The 15,461-nt window shown below is 70.1% G+C and carries 11 protein-coding genes and 1 pseudogene; 5 read left to right on the top strand and 7 right to left on the bottom strand.

The features are described from left to right. Window positions 1-10 precede the first annotated feature (10 nt). Window positions 11-1,111, top strand: a complete 1,101-nt coding sequence (locus tag ACZZZB_RS09855; RefSeq protein ID WP_463529574.1) for a serine/threonine-protein kinase — start codon at window positions 11-13, stop codon at window positions 1,109-1,111. Here the strand turns inward: ACZZZB_RS09855 and ACZZZB_RS09850 are convergent. Further along, window positions 1,108-2,256, bottom strand: coding sequence for an acyltransferase family protein (locus ACZZZB_RS09850; RefSeq protein WP_463529573.1), 1,149 nt, complete (start codon window positions 2,254-2,256; stop codon window positions 1,108-1,110). The genes ACZZZB_RS09855 and ACZZZB_RS09850 overlap by 4 nt on opposite strands. A gap of 89 nt (window positions 2,257-2,345) precedes the next feature. Between ACZZZB_RS09850 and ACZZZB_RS09845 the strand changes: the two genes are divergently transcribed. Next, the gene (locus ACZZZB_RS09845; protein ID WP_161578581.1) at window positions 2,346-4,109 is read left to right on the top strand and encodes a right-handed parallel beta-helix repeat-containing protein; all 1,764 of its coding nucleotides are present in this window, start codon (window positions 2,346-2,348) and stop codon (window positions 4,107-4,109) included. Between the two features lie 57 nt (window positions 4,110-4,166). On the opposite strand, the gene ACZZZB_RS09840 is transcribed toward ACZZZB_RS09845, so the two are convergent. From ACZZZB_RS09840 to ACZZZB_RS09830, 3 genes are all read right to left on the bottom strand, one after another. Next, window positions 4,167-6,251, bottom strand: a complete 2,085-nt coding sequence (locus ACZZZB_RS09840) for an ABC transporter ATP-binding protein (RefSeq protein WP_463529572.1) — start codon at window positions 6,249-6,251, stop codon at window positions 4,167-4,169. A 2-nt stretch (window positions 6,252-6,253) separates the two neighbouring features. After that, window positions 6,254-7,990, bottom strand: coding sequence for an ABC transporter ATP-binding protein (locus ACZZZB_RS09835; protein WP_463529571.1), 1,737 nt, complete (start codon window positions 7,988-7,990; stop codon window positions 6,254-6,256). A gap of 194 nt (window positions 7,991-8,184) precedes the next feature. Then, a complete protein-coding gene (locus ACZZZB_RS09830; protein ID WP_194642993.1) occupies window positions 8,185-9,750 on the bottom strand; it encodes a molybdopterin-dependent oxidoreductase in 1,566 nt (521 codons plus the stop codon). 90 nt (window positions 9,751-9,840) lie between these two features. Between ACZZZB_RS09830 and moaA the strand changes: the two genes are divergently transcribed. Continuing rightward, window positions 9,841-10,908: a GTP 3',8-cyclase MoaA gene (gene moaA / locus ACZZZB_RS09825; RefSeq protein WP_064293946.1), complete on the top strand. Its 1,068-nt coding sequence runs from the start codon at window positions 9,841-9,843 to the stop codon at window positions 10,906-10,908. Next, window positions 10,901-11,158: a MoaD/ThiS family protein gene (locus ACZZZB_RS09820; protein WP_064293945.1), complete on the top strand. Its 258-nt coding sequence runs from the start codon at window positions 10,901-10,903 to the stop codon at window positions 11,156-11,158. The genes moaA and ACZZZB_RS09820 overlap by 8 nt, the downstream gene beginning before the upstream one ends. Here the strand turns inward: ACZZZB_RS09820 and ACZZZB_RS09815 are convergent. From ACZZZB_RS09815 to ACZZZB_RS09805, 3 genes are read right to left on the bottom strand one after another with little or no spacing between them, the layout of a single operon-like run. Continuing rightward, window positions 11,155-11,622 (bottom strand): BLUF domain-containing protein, encoded by a 468-nt coding sequence (locus tag ACZZZB_RS09815; protein ID WP_229939756.1) that lies wholly within the window; start codon window positions 11,620-11,622, stop codon window positions 11,155-11,157. The two genes, ACZZZB_RS09820 and ACZZZB_RS09815, sit on opposite strands and share 4 nt — an antisense overlap. Before the next feature lie 37 nt (window positions 11,623-11,659). After that, window positions 11,660-12,202 (bottom strand): hypothetical protein, encoded by a 543-nt coding sequence (locus ACZZZB_RS09810; protein WP_229939755.1) that lies wholly within the window; start codon window positions 12,200-12,202, stop codon window positions 11,660-11,662. A gap of 35 nt (window positions 12,203-12,237) precedes the next feature. Continuing rightward, window positions 12,238-14,847, bottom strand: coding sequence for an excinuclease ABC subunit UvrA (locus ACZZZB_RS09805; RefSeq protein WP_463529570.1), 2,610 nt, complete (start codon window positions 14,845-14,847; stop codon window positions 12,238-12,240). 63 nt (window positions 14,848-14,910) lie between these two features. Between ACZZZB_RS09805 and ACZZZB_RS09800 the strand changes: the two are divergent. Further along, a pseudogene (locus ACZZZB_RS09800) lies at window positions 14,911-15,453 on the top strand (dihydrofolate reductase family protein); the annotation flags it as partial. Window positions 15,454-15,461: the final 8 nt, after the last annotated feature.

Raw genomic sequence — 15,461 nt, 5'->3', positions numbered from 1 at the left:
ACTCGAGCGCGTGACCGATCACCCGTCGTCCGACGCCCGCAACGACTTCGTCACCTTCGACGCGCTCCGGGCGGAGGCCGTCGAGCAGCCGGTGCGACGTGGAGCGGGCGCGTGGGGGTTCTTCGGCACGGTCGCGATCGTGATCGGCGCCCTGTTGATCCCGGTCGCCCTCGTCAGCACCTGGGCGGACACGATGCTCCGCGACACCGACACGTTCGTCGACACCCTCGCCCCGCTGGCCACGGACCCCGCCGTTCAAGCCTTCGTGGGTGACCAGGCGCTCGCCGCGCTGGAGAGTCAGGTCGACCTCGATGCGGCGGCTGCAGTACCGGCCGACCTTGCGGCGACCCTCTCGCTCCCGCCGGCGATCTCGGAAGTGCTCGGCGCGATCGGCGGCGACACCGCGGATGCGCTGCGCGAGGTCCTGCGCCGGAACGTCGCCGAGTTCGCGGCCTCGCCCGCGTTCGCGACCGCATGGACCGAGGCCCTCCGCGTCACGCATGAGCAGCTCGTCGCGGGCGTCGCCGGTTCCCAGGGTGCCGTCATCGACGTCTCGGCCGAGCAGGGCCTGGGCGTGCAGTTGGGACCGATCGTCTCCGCGACCCGCACCTGGCTGGTCGACGCGGGGTTCGGCTTCGCGGCCGCCATCCCGGACGTCGACCGCGTGGTCGACGTCGTCCCGGCGTCGCAGGTCGCGCCCGTGCTCGATGGCATCCGGGTGATCGAAACGGCGGCGGGTTGGTCGCCCTGGCTCGCGATCGGGCTCCTCGCACTCGGGGTGATCCTGCTCTGGCTGGGGCGCCGCAACCCGAGCCGGACGGTCGCCGGAGCTGCGATCGGCGTCCTGCTCGCGGCGGGCCTGACGCTCATCCTGCTCGGCGCTGCCCGACTCGCCCTCGTGTTCGCGGTGTCGGTCGCGATCCCCGGCGGCGTCGGGGATGCGGCGGCGTCGCTGCTGCTGGGCCCGCCCACCGAGGCCGCCTGGTCCGTACTCTGGGTGTCGCTCGCCGTGGCGGTGCTCGCCTTCGTCAGCGCTGCGTTGCGACTCCCCGAGCGTGTCGCGCGGGGCGTCCGCACGGTGCGGCGCCCGCTGTCGGGGACGAACGCCTAAGCGCCCGTCGCCGATCCGTCGGCATGGACGGCCTGGCTCGTGCGCGGTGCTGCGAGTCTCCGATGCCACGGCACCTCCACGAGCGTGTGGAGCAGCCACGACGCGGCGAGGATCGAGCCGAACCAGACCGGGATGATCGGGGCCCGGAGGAGGAGGGGCATGCCGTCGACGGCGCTCGGCGTGATCACTTTCGCCAGCAGGATGAGCACGAAGACGTGCACGAGGTACGTGGAGAACGAGAGCTGCCCCAGGAAGCGCGCTGGGCGACTACGCAGCACCGCCGTGGAGCGCGGACTCGCGACCGCCAGGCCTCCGACGATGATCCCCGCGAAGGTGATCGCTGCCCAGGCTCGTGGTGCTCCGGGTTCGAGTGCGATCGCCGCCATCACCAGACCGACGGCACCTCCCGCAGCGACCCACGCCGCTCGTCGGGTGGCCGGGAGGGCCGCCGTCCACTCCGCCACACAGATGCCGAGCGTGAAACAGTACAGCACCCGGACAGCTGGGGGTGCCATGCCGTTCATGGCCGACGGCGCGACAGCGGCTGCGATCGTCGTCGCGCAGACGAGTCCGATTGCGAGGGCGATCACCGGGACCGGGCCGCGCATCCGGCCGCGGAAGGCGAAGGCGATCACCGGGAACAGGATGAACGCGAGGAACTGGGCCGACAGTGACCATGCGGGCGGGTTCCACCACAGTGCGTCGCCGAACCACGCGCGGGTGAGGGTGAATTCGGCGAGGAGGCCGATGGGCGGGAACGCCCCGTCGTCCGTTGGGACACCGACCATCGCCCCACCGACACAGAGCAGCACGAAGGCGAGGAGTACGGCCACGTGAGCCGGGTAGAGGCGCGCCACGCGGTTCCGGAGGTAGCGACCGTAGGCGGGCCAGGTCCAGCGCCGATCCAGGTAGGCCCGGGCAATCGTGTACCCGCTCAGGACGAAGAAGACGTCCACGGCGAGTCCGGTGTGGGCCATCGGCGCGAGCCACGAGAGCTCGGGCAGTACGGAGAACAGCCAGTCCGCGGAGTGCGAGCACACCACCCACCAGGCGGCGATGGCGCGGGCACCGGCGAAGGCGGTGTGGTCGACGCGAGGTGCCGGTCGGCGGCCCGGTCCGGTCGCGCGTTTCGCGGGTGACGGCATGGTGCTCCTGAGTGGTCGGGCGGCGGTGAACGCCCCGGACTCTCATCCTAAGATGCTTTTGTACCTCATGCTTCTGTACTGTATGGATTGTGGACAAGACATCACGACGCGACGGAACGGCTCGGTGGCGGAGGACCGGAGCGGGAGCCGACCCCACCCCGGATCCCGAACCGACGGCCGTCGAGCCCGATCCCGACCCCGAAGTCCCGTCGTCACCACCCGACCCCGACCCCGCGCCGTCGGCGCCGACCGGGAGTGCGGACGCCCAGGCCGCCCCGCCCGTCGAACTCGTGCTCGAAGGTCCCGGGATCGACCCGACCGGCGCCTCCGTCAGCACCACCGCGGTCCTCGCCTGGTTCGCGGCTGTCCCGGCCGGCAGCACCGTGATCGTCCGCGGCGGCGACGTCATCGCCGTGGACGCGACGATCCGGATCGACCGTCGCGTCCATCTCCGCGGGCGCGGCGAGCTGCGGTTCGTCGGAGGTGTCGAGGCGGCCCCGGCGCTGAAGCTCATCGTGTCGGGCAGCTCGGTGACCGGTGTCCGGGTCAGCTACGCGGGCCCGCCGGCGTCGAGCACGGGTGAGCGCAACACCGGGATCAGCATCTGGGCGAGCGACGTCCTGATCGACGGCGTCACCGTCGACGGGTTCCAGAACGGCATCGCCGTGCAACCGGCGGGCGAGTTCGAGGGCGTCGTCATCTCCGCGTGCCATGTCCTGAACATCGTCGGCTCGGGCGGAGGGCGGGGATCCGCCTCGTCTGCGGGCGAGGATCGCGGCGACGGCATCACCGTCTGGGGTGCGCGATCGGCGATCGTGGGCAACATCGTCTCGGCCGCCCCCGGCACCGACGCACGGGTCGGCATCCATGCCGAGAACCTGCCCGACTACGCGGTCGACCCCGGGTCCTGGGCCGACTCGATGGTCACGATCGAGGGCAATGTCGTCACCGGGCCGTTCCGCCGGTCCATCGCCGTCGAGGGCATGGCCCACACCGTCGTGACCGGCAACACCGTGTCCGACGCGACCTGGTGGGGACTCGCCGTCATCGACACCCGATCCGTCGCCCTGGTCGCGAACACGGTGCGCTGGACACGCACGACCGACGACGACCAGGGGTCCGCCTGGGGGCCGAAGCGCTGCCCGGTGATGATCTACCGCGACGCGCAGGGAACCGTGGTCTCCGGGAACGTCATCGAGATCCGCGGCGTCGCGGCAGCGGGCATCATGGCCCAGGCGGCGACACCGCCCCGCGGTTCGACCACCGTCATCGGTGCCGTCGACGCGCTCATCACCGACAACGTGGTCCGCATCGCCGGCGGCACCTGCCCGATCGGGATCGCGCTCGATCGGACGAGACAACCCGTCGTCTCAGGCAACCGCGTCGCCGTCACGCTCGCATCGGGCTCGGTGGGCGGTGTCGTGTCGTACCTCGCCGAGGATGCGGTGGTCTCCGACAACTCCATCACCGGGGCCGCGACCTCCAACGGGTTCGGGGTGCTCCATCAGGGTGCCGGTTCGATCGTGGTCATGGGGAACCGCATCGACCGCATCCGGGTGGCGGTCGCCGTGAGCAACTGCACCGGTGGCGCGACGATCATCGGCAACACGGGACGCGAATGCGAGTACGGCCTCGACACCTTCGGCACGACCGGGCACTCGGTGGTGCAGGGCAACCGCTGGGAGACGAGCAACACGGCGCACGCGAACGCGCAGCCGAACACGAGCTACCTCTCCACGCGCCACATGGGGCTCGCGCGGCCGTACGGCGGTCGCTCCGGCGACATCCTCGTCGGGAACGGGCGGTTGTGGGTGAACGATCAGGGCACCTGGCGGTCGACCACCCTCAGCTGAACCGACGGGCGGGCGCTCGGGAATCGAGCGCCCGCCCGTCGTGGCGTCGGTGTCGGATCAGCTGCGCGGTGCGTGCGCCGTGTCGGACCCGCTGGCGACGGCTGCCTCGTCGATCGCCGACCGCTCCTCGCCGCCACGGAACTGCGTGCGGTAGAGCTCGGCGTACGCACCGTCGACCTCGAGGAGCTGCGCGTGCGAGCCCTGCTCGACGATGCGGCCGTTCTCCATCACGAGGATCGTGTCCGCGTCGCGGATGGTCGACAAGCGGTGGGCGATGACGAACGAGGTGCGGTCGGACCGCAGTGCCGCCATCGCGTGCTGCACCAGCAGCTCGGTCCGCGTGTCGACGGAGGACGTCGCCTCGTCGAGGATGAGCAGCTTCGGCTTCGCGATGAACGCACGGGCGATCGTGATGAGCTGGCGTTCACCGGCCGAGACACTGCCGCCGTCCGCGTCGAGCACGGTGTCGTAGCCGTCGGGCAGCTGCCGCACGAAGCGGTCGACCATCGTCGCCTCAGCGGCCTCGACGACCTCCGCGTCGCTCGCGTCGAGTCGGCCGTACCGGATGTTCTCGCGGATCGTCCCCTCGAACAACCAGGCGTCCTGCAGCACCATTCCGACCTGCGACCGCAGCTCGGCGCGCGTCAAGGCGGTGATGTCGACGCCGTCGAGCAGGATGCGACCACCCGTGAGTTCGTAGAACCGCATGACGAGGTTCACGAGGGTCGTCTTCCCGGCCCCGGTCGGGCCGACGATCGCGACGGTCTGACCCGGCTGCGCGGAGAAGGAGAGGTCTTCGATGAGCGGCTTCTCGGGGTCGTAGCTGAAGGAGACGCCGTCGAACTCGACGTGGCCGTCGGTGTGCTCGGGCAGGTGTGCCGTCGCCGTCTCCGGGTCCTGTTCCTCGGCGTCGAGCAGCTCGAAGGTGCGCTCGGCGGAGGCGACACCCGACTGCAGCTGGTTCGCCATGCCGGCGATCTGACCGAGCGGCTGCGAGAACTCGCGGGAGTACTGGATGAACGCCGTCGCGTCGCCGAGCGTCATCTGCCCGGAGGCGACGCGCAGGCCGCCGACGACCGCGATGAGCACGTAGGACAGGTAGGACACGAAGGTCATCGCCGGCATGATCATGCCGGACACGAACTGCGCTCCGAACGCGGCCGTGTAGAGCTTCTCGTTGCGCTCGTCGAACTCGGCGAGCATCTCCTTGTCGCGGCCGAAGACGCGCACGAGCTCGAGCCCCGAGAACGACTCCTCGATGTGCCCGTTGAGCGAGCCGGTGTTCTTCCACTGCGCGGTGAAGAGCTTCTGCGACCGCGAGCCGATGACCCCGGCGATCAATGCGGACAGGGGCAGCGCGATCAGCGCGATGAGGGCGAGCTGCCACGACACGATGAACATCATCGCCGTGATGCCGAGCACCGTGAGCGCAGACTGCACGAGTTGCGAGAACGCCTGTTGCAGGGCGGTCTGGATGTTGTCGACGTCGTTCGTGACCCGGGACATGAGGTCGCCGCGCTGGCGGGTGTCGAAGTAGCTGAGCGGGAGGCGGTTGAGCTTCCGTTCGATGTCCTGGCGGAGGGTGTAGACCACGCGCATGACGAGGCCGTTGAGGATGTATCCCTGCGCCCAGTTGAGGATCGACGCGACGATGTACATGGCGAGCACGATGATGATGAGGCGGCCGAGCAGGGTGAAGTCGATTCCCTGACCGGGCGTGATGTCGGACTTCACGAGCATGTCGGCGTACTGGTCGTTGCCGGAGGCCCGTGCTTCGTCAACGATCTGGTCGAGCGGGACGCCCGCCGGGAGCTGCGAGCCGATGACGCCGTTGAAGATCGCGTCCATCGCGAGCCCGAGGATCTTCGGGGCGATGACCGTGAGGACGACGGAGAGCACGACGAGCCCGACGACGAGGCTCATCTTGACCTTCTCGGGGGCGAGGAGACCGATGAGCCGCTTCGCGGAGGGCCAGAACTGCTCGGCCTTCTTCGACGGGGTGCCGCCGAACATGTCGCCGTCGGACTCACCCGGCGTGAACTCCGGTGCGAGCGCCTCCTCCTCGACCGCGGTCAACTCTGGGGCCTGAGCGGTGTCCTTCGAGGGACCGGAGGAGCGCTTGTCACGTGGTGAACGGGCCATGGTCACGCCACCCCTTCCACAGCGAGCTGCGATTGGACGATCTCCCGATACGTCTCGTTGGATTCGAGGAGTTCGTCGTGGGTGCCGCGGCCGACGATGCCGCCGTCGTTCATGACGATGATGTGATCGGCCTCGCGGATGGTCGCGATTCGCTGCGCGACGATGATGACGGTCGCGTCGGCGGTGCTGTCGCCGAGGGCTGCGCGGAGTCGGGCGTCGGTGGCGACGTCGAGGGCCGAGAACGAGTCGTCGAAGAGGTAGACCAGAGGCTTCGCGACGAGGGCCCTGGCGATGCACAGGCGCTGACGTTGGCCGCCGGACACGTTCGTCCCGCCCTGGGCGACGCCGTCGTTCAGCATCTTCGGCTTCGCGCGGACGAAGTCCTCAGCCTGCGCGACGGCGAGGGCGCTCCACAGCTCGTCGTCGGTGGCGTCGGGACGTCCGAACCGGAGGTTCGAGGCGATCGTGCCCGAGAACAAGTACGGCTTCTGTGGCACGATCCCGACGACCCCGGCGATCTGCTGCCGGGTGAGCTGCGAGACAGGGACGCCGTCGATGGTGACGTGGCCCTGCTGCGGGTCGTAGAGGCGCGGGATGAGCGAGAGCAGCGTCGTCTTGCCGGAGCCGGTGGAGCCGACGATCGCGGTGGTCTTGCCGGGCTCCGCCGTGAACGTGACGTCCGACAGGACCGGTCGCTCCGCACCGGGGTAGCCGAAGGTGACGCCGGTGAACTCGACCCGTCCGACCGACGGCACGCGGATGTCGGTGCTCGTCGGCACCGTGAGGCTCGGCTCGGTGTCGAGGACGCTCTGGATGCGCTCGGCGCACACGACCGCGCGAGGGATCATCATGACCATGAAGACGCCCATCATCACCGAGGTGAGGATCTGGAGCAGGTACTGGAGGAACGCGGTGAGGGAACCGACCTGCATCTGTCCGGCGTCCACCCGCTGGCCACCGAACCAGAGCACGGCAGCCGTCGCCAGGTGGAGGACCATCATGATGACCGGGAACATGAGGACGAAGATGTTGCCGACCTTGATGGACACGCGGGTGAGCGCCTCGTTCGCGCGATCGTACCGCTCCGACTCGAACGGCTCGCGGACGAACGCCCGGACGACACGGATGCCGATGATCTGCTCGCGCAGCACGCTGTTGATGCCGTCGATGCGGTCCTGCATCTGGCGGAACAGCGGCATGAGGAGGTAGACCAGGAACCCGACGATGATGAACAGCACCGGCACGGAGACCCACACGAGCCACGACAGCCCCGCGTCCTCGCGAAGCGCCATGATGATGCCGCCGACGCACATGATGGGCGCGGACACCATGAAGTTGAGGGTCATGAGGACGAGCATCTGGACCTGCTGGACGTCGTTCGTGCCGCGCGTGATGAGCGTCGCGCTGCCGAAGCCGCCGATCTCGAGGGCGCCGAGCGAGTCGACCTTCCGGTAGAACTCCCGGCGCAGGTCGCGGCCGATGGCCATGGCGGTGCGGGCGCCGAAGTAGACCCCGCCGATGGCTGCGGCCACCTGGACGAGGCAGACGAGCAGCATGGTCATGCCGGTGGACCAGATGAAGTCGGTGTCGCCGCGGGAGACGCCCTGGTCGATGATCTGGGCGTTCAGGCTGGGGAGGTAGAGGGCCGCGATCGTCGAGACGAGCTGCAGCACGAACACCGCGACCACCCAGGCCGCGTACGGCTTGGCGTGTCGGAGGGCGAGGGCGAGGAGGGCCACGTGAGGTCCTTAGACGGTTCGTGTCCGGCGCGGGGCATCGCGCGGACGGGTGACGAGGTGGAGCGGGCCTGGCGCGAGACCAGTGCTCCGGTCGGCGGCGCAGCCGGACGGGAGCGTGAGGGACGTGCCCGAGTGACGATACTCCGCGCCGGTGACACGGTGGTGTCCCGGTTCGGAATCGTGATGATCTCGGGTCAGTCGACGCCGACGGAGATGGTGTGCCAGCCCTCTGCACCGTCGGGGACGACGTCGACGGGGGTCTCGCTCTGCGTCTTCCCGGCGGCATCGGTCGCGCGCACGGCGATGGTGTGGTCGCCGGCCGGGGCGTCCCACTGGAGGACCCACTGCACCCAGGTGTCGTCGGAGATGGCGGTCGCGAGCGTCGTGTCGAGCCAGTCGCCGTCGTCGATCCGGACCTGGACCCGGTTCACGCCCGTGTGCTGCGCCCAGGCGACGCCGGCGATCGCGACGTTCCCCGCCGCGACACGGCCACCGTTGCGTGGCACGTCGATGCGCGACTCCGTCTTGATGGGCCCGCGCTCGGACCAGCCGCGGTCGGTCCAGTAGGCCCGGGCGTCCGCATAGCGGGTCACTTCCAGCTCGACGACCCACTTCGTGGCGGAGACGTAGCCGTAGAGCCCCGGCACGACCATGCGCACCGGGAAGCCGTGCTGCAGGGGGAGCGGTTGTCCGTTCATCCCGACGGCGAGGAGGCTGTCGCGATCCTCGTCCTGCAGGACCTCGAGCGGAGTGCCGGCGGTGAACCCGTCGATGCTCCGCGACAGGACCATGTCGGCTCCGGCCTTGGGCTTCGCGCGGGCGAGCAACTCGCGGATCGGATACCCGAGCCAGAGCGCGTTGCCGATGAGGTCGCCGCCGACGGGGTTCGAGACGCAGGTCAGCGTGATGATCGACTCCTGGAGTGGGAGGGCGAGGAGTTCCTCGAACCCGATCTCGACCTCCTGCTCGACCATGCCGGTGATCTTGAGGCTCCAGGTCGAGGGGTCGATGTTCGGCACCTGGAGGGCGGTGTCGATCCGGTAGAAGGAGTCGTTCGCCGACACGACCGGGGTGAGTCCGTCGATACCGAGTTCGGCTCCGGCGGGGACCGGCGGTGCGGCGACGGCGGCCGTCGGGAGCTTAAGCGCCTTCCGGATGGTCTCCACGGCGACCGCTCCGGCCGAGGCGACGCGCGCGCCGACGCCGACGACGAGTGCGCCGACCGCGGTGCCGCCGAGCAGGACGAGGAAGGAGCGCCGGGGGAGTTCGGCCCGCGAGGCGCCGACGACCGGCCGGGCTTCATCCGCGACCGTCGCGTCGTCCCAGGTGCGGAGCCGGGTCACGAGCAGTCGCAGGACGAGGATGCCGACCGCGGTACCGACGACGCTCGGGAACGCCCAGTCGAGGCCCGCGTCCGCGCGGGTGATCGCTGCGACGACCGCGACGACACCGACGAGCGCGAGCGCGATGCTGCCGACCACCGGTCGACGCTCCTCGAGGATCCCGATCCCGACGGCGAGGGCCGCGACCAGGACGCCGAGCACGATGAGCAGCACGAGCTTGTCGTTGGTGCCGAACAGGGCGATGACGAGGTCCTTCACCCAACCGGGCACGAGGTCGATCACGAGGGAACCCACGGCGAGCAGCGGCGAGCTCGCGGGGGCGACGAAGGCTGCGACGGCCTCGGCCGACCCGAGGGTGGCGACGGCTGCGACGACGCCGGACGCGCCGGCGAGCAGGGTGCGGCGGCGGGGCTCCATGTCCGTCATGCTACGCGCGCCCGCTGGGCGTTCCTCCCCGAAGCGGCTCTAGAGGGGCAAGTCGGCCGTCCATCCCCGTACCCTGGGGGGATGACCACAGTCGGGCTAGGAATCCCACGCATCGGGTCGCCGCTCAGGCACATCCCGGACGCTGCCGGGCGCCCCGACGTCGACGGCCTCATCGACCGCTTCGGCAGGGTCGCCCGCGACCTCCGGGTGTCGATCACGGAGAAGTGCTCGCTGCGCTGCACGTACTGCATGCCCGAGCAGGGTCTCCCCGCGATCGCCCGCGACGACCTGCTGACGCCCACCGAGATCGGTCGCCTCGTCGAGATCGCCGTCCGCGACCTCGGGGTGCACGACATCCGCTTCACGGGTGGCGAGCCGCTCATGCGCCCCGACCTCGCGGAGATCATCGCCCGCAGCTCCGCGGTCGCCGGCGACGCCTCGATCTCCATGACGACGAACGGTATCGGACTCGACAAGCGCGTCGACGAGCTCGTGGCCGCCGGGCTCACCCGCGTGAACATCTCCCTCGACACCGTCGACCGCGACCACTTCGCGCGACTCACGCGTCGCGACCGACTCCCCGCCGTCCTGGCCGGCATCGAGGCCGCCAAGCGCGCCGGGCTGACGCCGCTCAAGATCAACGCCGTCCTCATGCGCGACACGCTCGACGGCGCGGTCGCCCTCCTCTCCTGGGCGATCGAGAACGGTTGCCGCCTCCGGTTCATCGAGCAGATGCCGCTCGACGCCGACGAGGCGTGGGTGCGCGAGAACATGGTCGACGCGGCCGAATTGCTCGACGTCCTCGGCTCCCGTTTCACGCTCACTGCCCCGCATCGCGAAGATCCGTCCGCTCCCGCCGAGGAGTGGCTCGTCGACGGCGGCCCGGCGACGGTCGGCATCATCGCCTCGGTCACGCGCTCGTTCTGCGACGACTGCGACCGAACCCGGCTCACGGCCGAGGGGACGATCCGCTCCTGCCTCTTCGGCGACGACGAGACCGACCTCCGGGGCATGCTGCGTTCGGGCGTCGAGGACGTCGAGATCGCGGACCGCTGGCGCGCGGCGATGTGGCACAAGCAGGCCGGGCACCGCATCGCATCGCCCGACTTCGTCCGACCTGAGCGGAGCATGGGAGCGATCGGTGGCTGAGACGACGACCCTGCAGGTGCTCGTGCGCTACTTCGCCGCTGCCGAGGAGGCCGCCGGCGTCCCCGAGGAGTCCTTGCCGGCGGTCGCGACGGTCGGCGAGCTGAAGTCCGTGCTGCTCGAGCGCTACGGCGACGCGATGGCCAAGGTGCTCGCTTCAGGCTCGTTCCTCGTCGACGGCGTCGTCAGTCGCGACGACGCCCGTCCGCTCGGCGCCCGGGTCGACGTCCTCCCGCCCTTCGCCGGCGGCTAGGACGCCGACGTCGCCGAGCGACCGCGCTCGGCCAGGGCGCGGGTGGCGCGGTGTTGGAACCATCGCACGAGGTCCAGGATGCGATGGCGCCGTGCGTCCGATTCGTCCTCGTGCGACGCCCGGTAGCCGGGGATCGAATCAGCCGGGTAGTCGTCGAGGTTCTCGCAGCGCATGGTCCAGTCAGGGAACCGCCGGTAGTCGATCTCCTCTTCGACCAGGACCCGCAGCTCGCTGTGTCGGGTGTCCTCGCGCAACCGCTGCAGCACGTGGCGCACGGCCGTAGGAGGCCCTTCGATCACCTGGAAGAAGTCGTCGCCGCGCACAGCGAGCATGCCGGTGAGGCCGGAGCGTCCGTTGTTGTCGCGGGACTGCCGGAGGATCGCTTCGAGGGCGGTCTGGGTCAGCGGCGCAGCGGAGGTGCTCACGTAGGTCACGGAGAGGAACGCGGATTCGGGCTGCGTCATACTCCGTGACCTTACACGTCAGGTGTCGGATAGGGGCTCATCGCGAAGCCTGCCAGGCGCGACGGGCCACCCCGGCCGACCGGAACATCAGGATGAGCGAGCAGATCGCTCCGACGAGGGTCGCCAGGAACGCCCCGAGCGCGAGCATCTGGAGCAGTTCGCCGACCGATGACGACCGGCCGACGTACGGCGGGATCTCGTCGGACACGGTGTTCCCGACGCCGAAGCCGGCGACGAACATGGCCAGGAGACCGAGCCACACGAGCATGGATCCGAGTGTCGCGACGTGGACCCAGTGTGTGCCGAGCCGGCCGCGCCATCCGAAGTGGGTGAACACCAGAATGGCTGTGAGGCCGAGCAGGAACGCGATCGCGACACCGACGAGGCCGACGGTCAGGGTGGTGGGCGCGAACACCCCGTAGATCGCCTCGAGGCCGTAGGAGTCGTCCGTCATCGCGAGCGGCGCCCAGATGAGTTCCTCGATGGGAGCCAGCACCAGCGTCACCGTCGCAGCGACCGCCCAGACGACGACGGCGATGCGCTGAGCGCGGAGGTCACGGCGTGCATCGGTCGTCTGCATGGACTCCACGCTAGGCGCTCCGGGTCGGTGGGACGTCACCCCGCCGACGCCTCCTCCGGTGACGGTGCGCCACCGAGCAACGCCAGTCGCTTCGCCAGGTAGGGCGCGGTGCGGCTGTCGGGGTCTGCGGCGACGGTGTCCGGGGTGCCCGCGGACACGATGCGCCCACCAGCGTCGCCGCCGGACGGTCCGAGGTCGATCACCCAGTCGGCCGCCGCGACGACGTCCATCTCGTGCTCGACCACGATGACGGTGTCGCCGGAGTCGACGAGCGCGTTCAGCTGCGCCAGCAGACGACGGACGTCGGCCGGGTGGAGGCCGGTCGTCGGCTCGTCGAGGAGGTAGAGGGTGTGACCCCGTCGCACCCGCTGGAGTTCCGTCGCGAGCTTGATGCGCTGCGCCTCACCGCCCGACAGCTCGGTGGCCGGCTGGCCGAGCCGCAGGTACCCCAGGCCGACCTCGAGCAGGGTGCGGAGGCTCCGTGCCGCCGCCGGGACGGCCGCGAGGAACTCGGCCGCCTGCTCGACGGTGAGTGCGAGGACGTCTGCGATCGACTTCCCGTCGTAGGTGACTTCGAGGGTCTCGGCGTTGTACCGAGCGCCGTCACAGGTCGGGCACTTCCCGTAGCTGCCGGGGAGGAACAGCAGTTCGACCGACACGAAGCCTTCGCCGAGGCAGGTCTCGCACCGACCTCCCGCGACGTTGAACGAGAAGCGGCCGGCCGTGTACCCGCGCTCGCGGGCGAGGTCCGTGGCGGCGAAGGCCGCGCGGACGGCGTCGAACAGTCCGGTGTAGGTCGCCAGGTTCGACCGCGGTGTGCGTCCGATGGGCTTCTGGTCGACCCGGACGAGGCGGTCGACGTGCTCGAGCCCTCGGACGCGGCGGACGGTGAGCGTGTCGGCACGTCCGTCCGGCACCGTCGCCTCCGCCAGGCCGGAACCCTCCGTCGCATCGGTCTCGGTGGGCACCTCGTCGTCATCGTCTGCGACGTCGTCCGTCGTCCGGCCGTCTGCCCGCAGGTGATCGCGCACGACGTCGCGGAGGACGCGGCTCACGAGGGTCGATTTGCCGGAACCGGAGACACCGGTGACGGCCACGAACGTCCCGAGGGGGATCGAGGCGTCGACGCCGGCGAGGTTGTGGAGCGTGATGCCCTCCACCTCGAGCCAGTCGCGCGCCTCACGGAGTGCTCGTCGCTCGGGAGCCGGACCGTGCTGTTCGGGGAAGAGGAACGGACGGGTCGCCGACGCCTCGACGTCGGCGAGACCCTCGACGGCGCCGCTGTAGAGCACGTCGCCGCCACCCTCACCCGCGCCGGGGCCGACGTCGACGATCCAGTCCGCGTTCCGGACGACGTCCATGTTGTGCTCGACGACGTAGACCGAGTTGCCGGAGCGCTTCAGCTGCTCCAGCACCTCGAGGAGGGGCTCCGCGTCGGCCGGGTGCAGACCCGCTGACGGTTCGTCGAGGACGTAGACCACGCCGAAGAGCCCGGAGCGCAGCTGGGTCGCGAGCCGGAGCCGCTGCATCTCGCCGGGGGAGAGCGTCGTCGTCACGCGTCCGAGGCCGAGGTAGCCGAGTCCGAGGTCGGTGAGCACGCGGATGCGCGCGAGGAGGTCGGTCGTGATGGCGACGGCGACGTCGGTGCGCTCGCCGGACAGCGTGGTCGGGAGCGCGGGCGCCGCGTCGGTCAGCTCCGTGGTGGGGCGGATGACCTCGGCGAGCTCCGTCATCGGCAGGGCGTTGAGCTCCGCGATCGTGCGGCCGGCGAAGGTGACCGCGAGCGCCTCGCGGCGGAGTCCCGTGCCGTGACAGAGCGGGCACGGACCCGAGCGCACGAACTGCAGCACCTTGTTCCGCATCATCTGGCTCTTGGAGTCGGAGAGGGTGTGGAAGACGTACTGCTTGGCGCTCCAGAACATGCCGTTGTACGGTTTCGCGACGCGGTCGCGCTGCGGCGTGATCTGCACGACCGGCTGCTCCTCGGTGAAGAGGATCCAGTCGCGGTCCTCCTGGTCGAGCTCCCGCCAGGGTCGGTCGACGTCGTATCCGAGGGCGATGGTGATGTCGCGGAGGTTCTTCGCCTGCCAGGCTCCCGGCCAGGCGGCGATCGCGCCCTCGCGGATGCTCAACGACGGGTCGGGCACGAGGGAGTCCTCGGTGACCGTGTGCGCGACGCCGATGCCGTGGCACTCCGGGCAGGCGCCGACGGCGGTGTTGGGGGAGAAGGCGTCCGAGTCGAGTCGGGTAGTGAACCCCTCGGGGAAGGTGCCGGCGCGCGAGAAGAGCATGCGGAGCGAGTTCGAGAGGGTCGTCACCGTGCCGACGCTGGAGCGCGAGCTGGGGGCGCCGCGACGCTGCTGCAGGGCGACCGCCGGTGGCAGTCCTGAGATCGAGTCGACGTGCGGGTCATGACCCTGCTGGATCAGCCGCCTGGCGTACGGTGCGACGGACTCGAGGTACCGTCGCTGCGCCTCGGTGAAGATGGTGCCGAACGCGAGCGACGACTTGCCCGAGCCGGAGACCCCGGTGAAGGCGACGATCGCATCGCGCGGCACGTCGACGTCAACGTTGCGGAGGTTGTTCTCGTTGGCTCCCCGGACGCGGACGAACGGGTCGGATGCTTCGGGGGCGTGTTCGGGCATCAGATCACCCTACGTCGCCGTGGTCCGGTGGGCGACCGGTTGACGTGCCCCGCCCGATGCGCGATGTCGGGGGTGGACGGCAGAATCACCCTCATGACTCGTGAACGTTCCTGGCACGGCTGTGTCTTCATCGGCGTGAGCCTCGACGGTTACATCGCAAAGCCCGACGGCGACCTCGGCTGGCTCACGGAGCTCGAGCCGCGGGGGCATGCCGCGGATGCGCCGGGGAGGCACCCGGCGCTCGACTGGGATTCGTTCTTCCCGACGATCGACACCCTCGTGATGGGACGCACCACCTATGACACCGTCCTCGGCTTCGGCGAGTGGCCGTTCGACGGCAAGCGGGTCGTCGTGCTGAGCACCACGCTCGAGGCCGGGGACGACCGCATCACGGTCGCCGGGTCGCTCGACGAGGCGGCCGCCCTGCTCGACGAGGCCGGGGCCGGCCGCGTCTACATCGACGGAGGCAGGACCATTCAGTCGTTCCTCGGTGCTGGCCTCGTCGACGAGATCACCGTGTCGGTCGCGCCGGTGCTCATCGGCTCGGGCGCCCGCCTCTTCGGCGACCTCGACGCCGACGTCCGCCTGCGACTCCGCGGCACCCACGCGACGCC

It is taken from the genome of Plantibacter sp. AC185 (genome assembly GCF_979258065.1).
Note: the sequence above shows the minus strand (reverse complement) of the source record. Positions and strands in the feature narration are given on the sequence as shown.